Raw genomic sequence first — 10706 nt, 5'->3', positions numbered from 1 at the left:
TTCTATCCTTTACCTGCTGGAAATGATTGAAGACCTGCTGCCGGCTGGTGTATTGAATGTCGTAAACGGCTTCGGACTGGAGGCAGGCAAGCCGCTCGCCCAGAGTCCGCGTGTCAACAAAGTCGCCTTTACTGGTGAAACGACGACCGGGCGGATGATCATGCAGTATGCATCCCAAAACATTATCCCGGTAACCCTCGAGCTTGGCGGAAAATCACCGAACATTTTCTTCGAGGACGTCATGAGGGAAGATGATGACTTCCTTGATAAGACAATAGAAGGAATGGTGCTATTTGCATTAAACCAGGGGGAAGTCTGTACATGTCCTTCCCGCGCCTTGATTCAGGAGTCTATCTATGACGAGTTCATGGATCGTGCTGTCAAACGGGTGAAAGAGATCAAGACAGGCAACCCGCTCGATCCGGAAGTAATGATGGGAGCCCAGGCATCTTCTGAACAATTGGAAAAGATCCTCTCTTATCTGGAGATTGGTAAAGATGAAGGTGCAGAATGCCTTGTCGGAGGAGCCCGTAATGACATCGGCGGCGACTTCAAAGAAGGATATTATGTCCAACCGACCATATTCAAAGGAAACAACAATATGCGCATCTTCCAGGAAGAGATTTTTGGTCCTGTGTTATCCGTAACGACCTTCAAAGACAAAGAAGAAGCAATGGCCATTGCCAATGACACCCTTTACGGCCTTGGAGCCGGTGTATGGACCCGTGATATGAACACCGCCTATCGTTTCGGTCGTGGCATTGAAGCAGGACGCGTGTGGACGAACTGCTATCACTCCTACCCTGCCCACGCAGCATTCGGTGGATATAAGATGTCCGGAGTCGGCCGGGAAAACCATAAGATGATGCTGAGCCATTACCAACAGACGAAGAATATGCTCGTAAGCTACAGCCCTAAGAAACTTGGATTCTTTTAATCTGAAGCAAAGGAGGAATGACCATGGTGGAACGTGTGAAAGCGACAGCGGAGACGTATGAACTGCTGAATAAGCTGAAAGCGAAGCACGGACCAGTCATGTTCCATCAATCCGGGGGATGCTGCGACGGCAGTTCTCCTATGTGTTATGAAGAAGGGGATCTTTTGATCGGTAGTCAGGATGTGCTGCTCGGCAGCATTGATGATACGCCCTTCTACATGAACAAGAAGCAGTTCGATTATTGGAAGCATACGCAGCTGATCATTGATGTCGTGGATGGCCGGGGCGGAATGTTTTCCTTAGAGGGTGTAGAAGGCAAGCGTTTCCTGACGCGGTCCCGGGCCTTTACAAAAGAAGAGCTGGAAGAACTGAAGGAATCCGAGTCCGTCTAGATCAATTCCACGAAATGGATATCGAGGCAGTCTAAAAAGAGGAAGGAATTCAACCTTCCTCTTTTTTTATGCTTCTAGTACTCTTCGAATTCTGAGAGAAAACGTTCCAGTAGATTTATATACCACTCCGGCTGGTCGTTATGGACCAGGTGCCCGGCAAAAGGGAGGACAGCTGTATGGATGTGATCATAGCCGGAAAAGAGGTGAGCTGCTTTCACTTCCGGTCCATTCTGTTCTCCGGCAAGGTAAAGCGTCGGAACTCCAATTCCCGGCAAAGCCTTCGTTAAGTAAAAGGGATACCAGTTCTCTTCCCTGGATAAATAGATCAGCTCCCGCCAATTCGTATTATGGAGCTGATTAAAGTATTGAACAAACGCTTCTTCCCGCAGGAGCTTCCGTTGATGGTCGACCTCCTGACGGTGCATGTCGCTCCACTTCTTTGGTTTTACTGCTTGAATTCCGGAAATAGTAAGGCTCTTTACGCATTCCGGATACTTGCAGGCAAAACTGAGAGCTGCGAGAGATCCTAACGAACTGGCAGCTATATGTACCGAATCTAATTTGAGTCCGTCCAGTGTTTCCTTTAAATCCTCGCCTGCGTCTTCGAAGTAATTGGTAAAATCACCGCTGAATGAATTCCCGTGTCCCCGCAGATCAGGTCTAATTACCTTAAAGGACTTACTGAAGTGCTCCGCATGCTTTTGGAAGTCACTACTGCCTGTCTGAAGACCGCTGTGCAGAAATACAAGCGGATCGCCTTCTCCTTGAATATTGGTGTACAGCTTCATTTACCGTCTCCCCTTTTTCTCCATTCATAAACGTATTTCCTTCCCGTCTGGATTCCACCTGCTTTACGGAACACTTTTCTCATCGGTATGTTCCCAGCACTTGTCGAACCCACACTATAAGACGCTCCAAACTGTTCTTTTAATAGATGCAGCCCTTGTACATACAAAGGCAGACTTTTCTCCCTACCTCTTTCCTCCGGTACGAGACCGAAATAAAAGAACCTGCCTTCCCCTTCTTTTCCCGGCTCAAGGTGAGGCATGAGGACACCGATCGGTTCCTCTTCCTCATAAGCGATCAGGCAGCTGTCCCTGTAAGTTGGGCCGAGTTCATTTGCGACATTGCGCATCTGTTCCTCCATCGACATGGTGGAAGGGGCATTGGGGGAGCCGGCCATCGTTCTCTGCCATGTCTTTTGAAACACGTGCGGCGGGACATCATGGATGGACCTCAAGATAAAGAGAGAGATTTCCTTTCCCAGCTTATCCAAATCGAAACGCACGAAGATTTTTTCTTCCAAGAAGGTAAATCCGAGTTTCTTCAACCGGGTTTCTACCGTATCATTCATTGCAGAAAGGAGGACACGGACGGAGGAACACCTCCAGATGGAAGCGTCCTTGGACAAAGCTTCCAACACCTCCAACCATTCCTCCGGATCCTCCTTTACAATGGATTCAATAACGATGAAGGATTCCCCCTGTATGTAGGACACCTTTTCCCTCCAGTTCATAGACCCACTCCTTGATCAGTGAAAAGTAAAAATAGAATTAATAGTTCAACTTCCTTTGATATGAGCGGATGATTTCCCTCTCGGTAAATTACGAGTTACCATTAAAAATATGAAAGGAAGTGTTAAGATGAATCGTGAAATTCAATTAGTTCAAAGACCTGAAGCTGTACCAACACATGAACATTTCAAAATGGTCGAAACACAAACACCGGACCCGCAGAATGGAGAAGTACTCGTCAAGCTGCTCTACGCATCTGTAGACCCATACATGCGAGGCAGAATGAATGATACGAAATCCTATGTTGCGCCGTTCCAACTAAACGAGCCACTAGAAGGCGGCGTCGTTGCGGAAGTCGTAAAATCTGAAAGCGATGCTTTGAAAGAAGGCGACGTCATCACTGGAATGCTTCCATGGAAGGAATACGTGATTGCCAAGGCCGATCAAGTACGTAAAGTAGATACAAGCCTGGGGCCTGTGACAACATCTCTTGGAATTCTAGGTATGCCTGGATTGACGGCTTACTTCGGACTCATGGATATCGGCCAGCCGAAACAAGGCGAAACACTTGTCGTATCCGGAGCTGCCGGTGCCGTTGGTTCCGCAGTCGTCCAAATTGGTAAGATCCAAGGACTCCACGTTGTCGGAATCGCCGGATCTGATGAGAAACTTGCCTACGTGAAAGACACGCTCGGCGCAGATGAAGTTATCAATTATAAGAAAGAAAACGTTGCGGAAGCTTTAGAGAAAGCATGCCCGAACGGTGTAGACATCTACTTTGATAACGTAGGTGCCGACATTTCTGATGCGGTTTATCCGTTGCTTAATAAGTTTGCCCGCATTTCTCAATGTGGTGCCATCGCTTCTTATAACGTACCGAACGACCAAGGCCCGCGCATCCAGATGCACCTGATCAAATCCAGTGCGCTTCTTAAAGGCTTTACTGTAGGCGACTATGCAGATCGTTTCTCTGAAGGATTCGAATACTTGTCCAAATGGGTGAAAGAAGGAAAGCTCACCTATGAGGAGACGATTGTGGACGGTTTCGAGAATCTTCCTGATGCATTCTTCGGATTGTTCGAAGGGAAAAACCTTGGTAAACAACTGGTGAAAGTTTCTGAACCATCTTCTAAATAAAAGATAAGACAAGGGCCGTTGGAACAGTTCCAACGGCCCTTTCATTATAAAACAACTTTCACCCTTTTCCAATTTAAGGGTGTTGCTGACTGCTAGACATGTCTGTACATTCCGATTTCCTCCAAAGCCTGGTGCAGCCCAGCCTTAGTATGGACGTGAGCAAAGTCAATCCCCATATCCACCAGCGCTTTTGCCGTTTCCGGACGCAGACCTGTCAATGTTGCGTGGACGCCGACAAGCTCGAGAGCATGTACGACCTGATAGATATAATGAGCAACCACTGTATCGATGACCGGCACTCCTGACACATCGATAAAAAGAAAATCCAAATCCAGTACGGTACTTTTATCAAGTGTGTGTTCCATCATCCACTGCGCTCGTATCGTATCAACTTCCCCGATTAATGGCAGTACAGCCACTCCTTCTGTAATCGGTACGACCGGCACAGATAACTCTTCCAGACGCGTCTCTTTCTTTTCTGTCTCTATCCGGATATTCTCTAAATAAACCTGACTAAAGTATAAGGCGACCTTGTCGATCAACGGATTGACAACTTTACATACTTGAAGAATCGAACTCGGGGAGAACCGATTGCCTTCGATCTGGGTTTCGAAAACTTCCCAAAGAGCCCGGCGGACAAATCCGATCGTCTGAAGTGATTGATCCAGCGAGATACCGGCTTCCACTTTCCTCTCCGCCGCCTCTTCCGCCCAACGGAACACTTTATCGTCTACTTGTCCGCTCCCATTCAGAAGCGCTTCTCCGAGATAAACGAACAGTTTCTCCCAGGCAGCTGTTTTGTTATACCCTCTCGGAAATTCCGATCTCCCAATCTCTTCCACCTTGTCTGAGAGCATAACATGGTCGTTTATTAATTTCTCACCGATATACATGTACTCCGTATTCATCATGCATACTCCTCGCGCCATTATTATTTTGATATAACAAATGTAACATAGATTACCTCCCTTTTAATCCCTTTAAGAGAAGAAAAATAAACTTTATGAACAAAAAAAAGCATCTTTCAAGAATGGAATTCTCCTTGAAAGATGCTCCCTTACCTGCTTATTCATATCTAGGGATATCATAGCGTCCGAACCATTGGTGGCGATGATCGGACACGAACCGGTAGAGCGGGGAACCGATGGTACTCATCCCGGGTAGAGATAACAGAATACCGAAAACAGAGAACAGCGGAAGGGCCAGCAGCAGTTTGCGGATTGTATGGAACCCCTGAACGATTTCTCCTTCTTTCGTCAACATATGAATCTCTTCCAGAACAGGTCTTCCTTCCAGATAAGGATACCTGTCTGTTTTCTCCGTTTCCTGAACAGATACCCATTTAATACGATTCTGCCAATCGAATGCTCGGAAAGTCTTCTTCACATAGAAACAGAATGGACACTGTGCATCATAAAAAACAATATGTTTCATGACCCCAAACTCCTTTGTTAACCTATGATCATCCTATTCAAAATCCACCCGAATCCACCCACGCACGCTGTTGACCATCCAAACTTCTTCAAAACCGGAGAGGGATGATTTCTCCAGCACTTTCTCCTCGATCACTCCTTCATCGAGCAGCTTTGCTCTGAATGTCCCGGCAAGCAATCCACTGGAGACTGGAGGCGTATAATACTTCCCCTTATCCTTGACAACGAGATTAGCGAACGTAAATTCCGTCAATTCCTCTCTGGAATTCCACAGTAAAGTGGCGAACATCCCCGGTTTCTGATGCTGTTCGTAAACAGTCCTGTGAGTCGTCTTATGATAAAGAAACGGATCATCCTCATCCACCGCCTGATCGGCAACACCGCAGACGACAGGCCCATGAGGCGGGTCAATAGAATGTACTTCTACAGTACTCTCCCCGTTTCTATCCACTAGTAAACGGACTTTAAAGGCTCCATGCGGATGAAGGCGCATCTGCTCTTCCAGCTTGCTCTTCACCGAAGATTCATCCAGACGAAAATCAAAATAATCTGCTGAGTGGCTTAATCTTTGAAGGTGGTAAGAAAGCAGATCTATCCTTCCATCCTCCAGGCGCATCGTTTCCAAAAGCCGGAATTCAGGACGATTTTCCTTCAGCAGTCTCGCTTTCGTATGAAGTTCTTCATACTCTCCCTCCGACGTTGAATCCCACGTCACTCCGCCGCCTGTACCATACACGGCCTTATCCCCTTCCAACATGACCGTTCGGATCGGCACGTTAAAGACAGCCTCTTTCTTTGGTGTCATATATCCGATCGCACCACAATAAACGCCTCGCGGGGACAATTCCAGCCGGGAAATATACTCCATCGTACGAACCTTAGGAGCACCAGTGATCGACCCGCATGGGAACAACGCTTGAAAGATGTCACCCATGCGGCAGATGTCAGGAAGCTCCGCTTCTATCGTTGATGTCATCTGATGAACGGTGGGATATGTCTCCACATCAAACAATCTTGGCACTCGTACCGAACCAGGACGGGCAATACGGCCGACGTCGTTCCGGAGCAGGTCAACGATCATCAAGTTTTCCGACCGTTCCTTTTCTGATTCCACCAACTGCCTCTTCCTCTGCTCATCCTCTTCATAAGTTCTCCCCCTCGGAGCCGTACCCTTCATCGGTTTTGTCGTGATAGTCGAACCGTCAATCCGGAAGAACAGTTCCGGAGACGCAGACAGGACGCGTCGTTCTCCCATATGCAGATAAGCACTGTATTTAGCGCGCTGATTTTCAACTAGCTGACGGTAAAAAGCATAGTCCTCCCCTTTAATCGCCGCTCTTAATCTGGTCGTATAGTTCACCTGATAGGTATCTCCACGCTCAATTCCTTCCTTGATCTTCCCTATCCCTTCTTTATATGTCTCATAATCACCGATCGGCTGCCAATCAGAGACAGAGAAAGAACCGCACCTGTCTTGATCGCCACTGTCTTCCACAGGACCATCATAGACGCCGAACCAGACTAAGGGCCAATCTGTCTCCGTGTGAACAGTAAAGGACTCGTCAAAGGCCGGAGCTGCCTCATAAGCAACATACCCAGCGACGTAGTACCCCTGATTGAGCAGCTCGTCTACTCGTGCAAAGATCTGCTGGACTTCTTCCACACTCGCTGCGGTCAAAACTTCAAGAGGATGCCGGAACCATTGAGGTGTGACCTTTCCTTCCTTGTCCGCAAACTCAAACAACAGGGAGCCTTCTTCGATCATATGCCGGCCACTTCCAAGGACGCACGTTTAAAAACAACCGCCTGACGATACGCACGCTCAAGCATCTCCATCCCAAACTCCGTCAGAATCGATTCCGGATGGAACTGGATCCCTTCAACAGGCAGTTCACAGTGCCGGACAGCCATAACTACTTCATCCTCTGAGACCGCACTAATTTCAAAGACTTGCGGCAGCCTGCTTGTGGATGCTTTCAGGGAGTGGTAGCGGGTCACCTTAATCCGCTCCGGAAGATCACGGAAAATCGTGCGCCCGTCATGTGTCATTTCCGTCACTTTCCCGTGTACGGGCTGCTCTCCCTTTTCAATCACCCCTCCAAAATGCTCCACAATCAGCTGATGCCCAAGGCAGATGCCGAGAATGGGAATGGTTCTGCTGCAAAGGGTAAGAACTTCCTTGGCTACACCTGTTTCTCCCGGATTTCCAGGACCTGGCGCCAGCACAATTAGTGTGGGGTCCAGTTGCTGTACCTCTTCCGCTGTCACTTCATCATTGCGGAAGACGCGGACATCCTCCTCCATTGTTTGAAAATATTGGGCTAAATTATAAGTAAAAGAATCATAGTTGTCGATGATCACAATCATAAGTGTCGTTCACCTTTCATCCTCTTTTTTTGAATCCATTATACTATGCCTGCAGAAGATTGGTAGGACCGATCTTCAAAATCTCTTCCCTTCTGCCCTTTATTGGAAAAAAGATCGTAAAAAGCAGTAACCTGTATTAAAATGTAGAGAAAGATATACGATGATTAGGGGGATATCATGTTCAAAGAAGTCATACACTCGAAGAGCATCTGGCTGCAGGTCGCTCTCATCCTCATTGGTGCAACGATGCCGCTCTGGCTCACGGTCGAACGATCCGGGCTCGCATCCGTCCTTGAGGATTTGGATGAGACGCCTTCCGGAAGCACCTTAATGCTCGCCGCCTTCGGACTCGTCTTATTAAATACCATCAGGGCTCTTCCTCATTACCTTGGAGCCTTACTGCTTGGAGATGAGCTCGGGGATAAGTTACAGCGCCCGTGGCTGAAAGTAGTCATCCCGCTTCTTATCATTCCTCTTGTCTATGCTGTCATCAACGGGTATAATTCCATAAACTATTATTTTGGCGGACCGGCTCTTTTCCTACTTGTCTCCATTTCCATTCTTCACTTTCTCGGAAAAGGAAGGCTGCGGCCGCTGTTCAAATCAATTTTGTTCATTCAACTGCTGTTCGGAGCCCAGTGGCTTGATATGGTTCTGTTCCTGACCGCTTTCGGATTCGGCGGCGGGGAGATTTCTCTTCAGGTGAAGGCAGCAGCGGAAGCACTCGGGTTCGGAACGACACTTAATTTCTACAGCCTCGTTTTCTTCCTTGTTTTTGTTACCAATGCGACGGTTCTGGGCATTTATTTGATCGTCTCAGAACAGCGGACAAAAATGAGGCAGGATCTCGATATCGCCCGCCTCGACATGGTGGAATCAAGATCAGGACGGGAAGCTCTGCACCTAGTGCATGACTTGAAAACACCTTTATCCTTAATGGAAGGCTTAAATTCTCTCATCCAGATGAAAACGAAGGATGAGGACATTCGGCAGTACACACAGAAGATTTCCGCCTCCATTCAATCTACCAGTGATATGGTCTCGGAAATCCTCTATCATGAGAAGAAGAATTGGTGCTCTTTGAAGACGTTCATCGAATACGTCCGAGCCAATAAATTATCGGATGAACCGATCTATCAATTTGAATTAGAAGCGAAAGAAACGATTGAAATTTACATTAACAAGATACGAATGACGCGAGCGCTGGTGAACTTGATAGATAACGCAAGCGACGCCGTCGCCGGGAAGCAGGACGCCAAAGTCATTATCGCCACTAAGGTATCCGGTAGTAACGTCCAGATCGGTGTCAAAGACAATGGGCACGGGATCAGCCAGGCAAATATTAATAAAATATGGAATGCCGGATACAGCACCAAATCACACCCAGGCGTCGGACTGACCTTTGTGAAGAATGTCGTTCAGGAACATGGCGCTGACCTTTCTATTGAAAGCCAGCAAGGGGAAGGAACAGCATTTTGGATTCATTTACCGAAGGAGAGAGTACGAGATGAAAATATTGATCATGGATAATGATGAATCACTGCGGTATATGCTGACAGAGTTTTGCAGGCATGCCCAGTGGGAATCGGATACTGCAGAGAACGGCCGTCAGGGAGTGGCTAAATTCCTGGAAAATTCCTATGACGTCATTCTGGTAGACTATCATATGCCGGAGATGGACGGACTTCAAACCGTACGGGAGATCCGCAAACACAATTCGGTGGTACCCATTCTTGTATTGACGGTGGATGAACGGCAGGAGATCGCAGACAAATTCCTGGAAGAGGGAGCGACGGATTTTGCCTTAAAACCGGTAAAAGCACCTGATTTGATTTCACGAATCAAGCTTCATGCCCAGATTGCCAACATGAAGCTCGTACAAGAGGACGAAGAGGATGTCTTTACCGCGAAAGGTATCAGCCGCGGTACGCTGCAGTCGATTTCCGATTTTCTCAAGAAAAACAAAGAACCGTATCCGGTCGACTATATTTCCAAAGAGATCGGATTGGCCTATCCGACGGTTTATCGTTATCTCATGCACCTTCTGGAAGAAGGAAAGGTCAAGCAGGTCGTCAGTCATCAAAAGATCGGCAGACCAAAGAAATTGTATCAGTGGTACGCTCATTGATGCAGGGAACGATCTCATATATCGTATAAAGGAGGAAGAACATGCGCAGTGGAAATCCCATTTTAAAGAACGATACGTTTCAACGCCGGGGTGAGATGGGCGCGACGATGACCCTAGGGGGTACAGTAGCGAAAATCGCACTCTTATTCCTTTTCTTATTAGGAACAGCTTTCTATACATGGTACCAATATACTCAAGGCGTCGACGTAACGATGATGATGATGATCGGAGTGATCGGCGGATTGGTGTTCGCCATCATAACAGCATTCTTTCCTAAAGCGGCACCCGTAACAGGGCCGATCTATGCGGCATTGGAAGGTTTCTTCATCGGCGGTATTTCAGCCTTTGCCGAGGGAGCATACTCGGGGATTGTCATCCAAGCCGTTAGTCTCACCTTCGCCGTTATGGCAGCTCTGTTGTTCCTTTATGCCACAAGAATAATCAAAGTGACACGCAACTTCCGACTGATGGTCGTTTCCGCGACGTTCGGAATCCTAATTGTTTATTTGATCAATTTCATCATGAATTTCTTCGGTGCCTCGGTCCCCTATCTTCATTCCAGCGGACCTGTAGGTATCGGAATCAGTTTGTTCATCGTAGCGATTGCCGCACTGAACCTTGTTCTCGACTTCGATTTCATCGAGCAGGGAGTCAACCGTGGTGCGCCGAAGCACATGGAATGGTACGGAGCCTTCGGTTTGATCGTAACGCTCGTATGGCTCTACATTGAAATTCTAAGACTCCTTCAAAAAATAAGACGATGATTACTAATAAAGAAGCAGCCCCATACCGGGGCTG

At 47.5% G+C, this 10706-nt stretch carries 11 protein-coding genes and 1 pseudogene; 6 read left to right on the top strand and 6 right to left on the bottom strand.

The annotated features are described in order from the left end of the window. Positions 1-937: pseudogene (gene adh / locus D479_RS10885) on the top strand (aldehyde dehydrogenase); the annotation flags it as partial. Positions 938-960: 23 nt separating this feature from the next. After that, the gene (locus D479_RS10880) at positions 961-1329 is read left to right on the top strand and encodes a DUF779 domain-containing protein (protein ID WP_008636865.1); all 369 of its coding nucleotides are present in this window, start codon (positions 961-963) and stop codon (positions 1327-1329) included. 74 nt (positions 1330-1403) lie between these two features. Here the strand turns inward: D479_RS10880 and D479_RS10875 are convergent, their stop codons facing one another. Both D479_RS10875 and D479_RS19925 read right to left on the bottom strand, forming a co-directional pair. Beyond that, positions 1404-2117, bottom strand: a complete 714-nt coding sequence (locus tag D479_RS10875) for an alpha/beta hydrolase (protein ID WP_008636864.1) — start codon at positions 2115-2117, stop codon at positions 1404-1406. After that, the gene (locus D479_RS19925; RefSeq protein ID WP_008636862.1) at positions 2114-2845 is read right to left on the bottom strand and encodes a hypothetical protein; all 732 of its coding nucleotides are present in this window, start codon (positions 2843-2845) and stop codon (positions 2114-2116) included. The genes D479_RS10875 and D479_RS19925 overlap by 4 nt, the downstream gene beginning before the upstream one ends. Positions 2846-2972: 127 nt before the next feature. On the opposite strand from D479_RS19925, the gene D479_RS10865 reads away from it, so the two are divergent. After that, complete coding sequence (locus tag D479_RS10865) at positions 2973-3980, top strand: NADP-dependent oxidoreductase (protein WP_008636861.1); 1008 nt, start codon at positions 2973-2975, stop codon at positions 3978-3980. A gap of 92 nt (positions 3981-4072) precedes the next feature. Here the strand turns inward: D479_RS10865 and D479_RS10860 are convergent, their stop codons facing one another. The 4 genes from D479_RS10860 to D479_RS10845 all read right to left on the bottom strand — a co-directional run bounded on the left by D479_RS10860 (position 4073) and on the right by D479_RS10845 (position 7780). Beyond that, complete coding sequence (locus D479_RS10860; RefSeq protein ID WP_008636860.1) at positions 4073-4888, bottom strand: STAS domain-containing protein; 816 nt, start codon at positions 4886-4888, stop codon at positions 4073-4075. Between the two features lie 157 nt (positions 4889-5045). After that, on the bottom strand, positions 5046-5414 hold the full coding sequence (locus tag D479_RS10855; protein WP_008636859.1) for a DUF393 domain-containing protein: 369 nt from the start codon (positions 5412-5414) through the stop codon (positions 5046-5048). Between the two features lie 33 nt (positions 5415-5447). Then, positions 5448-7178, bottom strand: a complete 1731-nt coding sequence (gene pabB, locus D479_RS10850) for an aminodeoxychorismate synthase component I (protein ID WP_008636858.1) — start codon at positions 7176-7178, stop codon at positions 5448-5450. Then, positions 7175-7780: an aminodeoxychorismate/anthranilate synthase component II gene (locus D479_RS10845; RefSeq protein WP_008636857.1), complete on the bottom strand. Its 606-nt coding sequence runs from the start codon at positions 7778-7780 to the stop codon at positions 7175-7177. Before D479_RS10845 ends, pabB begins: the two co-directional genes overlap by 4 nt. 177 nt (positions 7781-7957) lie before the next feature. Between D479_RS10845 and D479_RS10840 the strand changes: the two genes are divergently transcribed. The 3 genes from D479_RS10840 to D479_RS10830 are packed head-to-tail and all read left to right on the top strand — an operon-like array spanning position 7958 to position 10672. Further along, on the top strand, positions 7958-9310 hold the full coding sequence (locus D479_RS10840; RefSeq protein WP_008636855.1) for a HAMP domain-containing sensor histidine kinase: 1353 nt from the start codon (positions 7958-7960) through the stop codon (positions 9308-9310). After that, a complete protein-coding gene (locus tag D479_RS10835) occupies positions 9288-9908 on the top strand; it encodes a response regulator (RefSeq protein ID WP_008636853.1) in 621 nt (206 codons plus the stop codon). Before D479_RS10840 ends, D479_RS10835 begins: the two co-directional genes overlap by 23 nt. A 41-nt stretch (positions 9909-9949) precedes the next feature. Then, on the top strand, positions 9950-10672 hold the full coding sequence (locus tag D479_RS10830; RefSeq protein ID WP_008636852.1) for a Bax inhibitor-1/YccA family protein: 723 nt from the start codon (positions 9950-9952) through the stop codon (positions 10670-10672). The last annotated feature ends 34 nt before the right edge of the window (positions 10673-10706 follow it).

It is taken from the genome of Halobacillus sp. BAB-2008, from assembly GCF_000328325.1.
In the GTDB taxonomy this organism is placed as follows: domain Bacteria; phylum Bacillota; class Bacilli; order Bacillales; family Halobacillaceae; genus Halobacillus.
The sequence above is the reverse complement of the archived record's forward strand: the minus strand, read 5'-3'. Positions and strand labels throughout refer to the sequence as shown.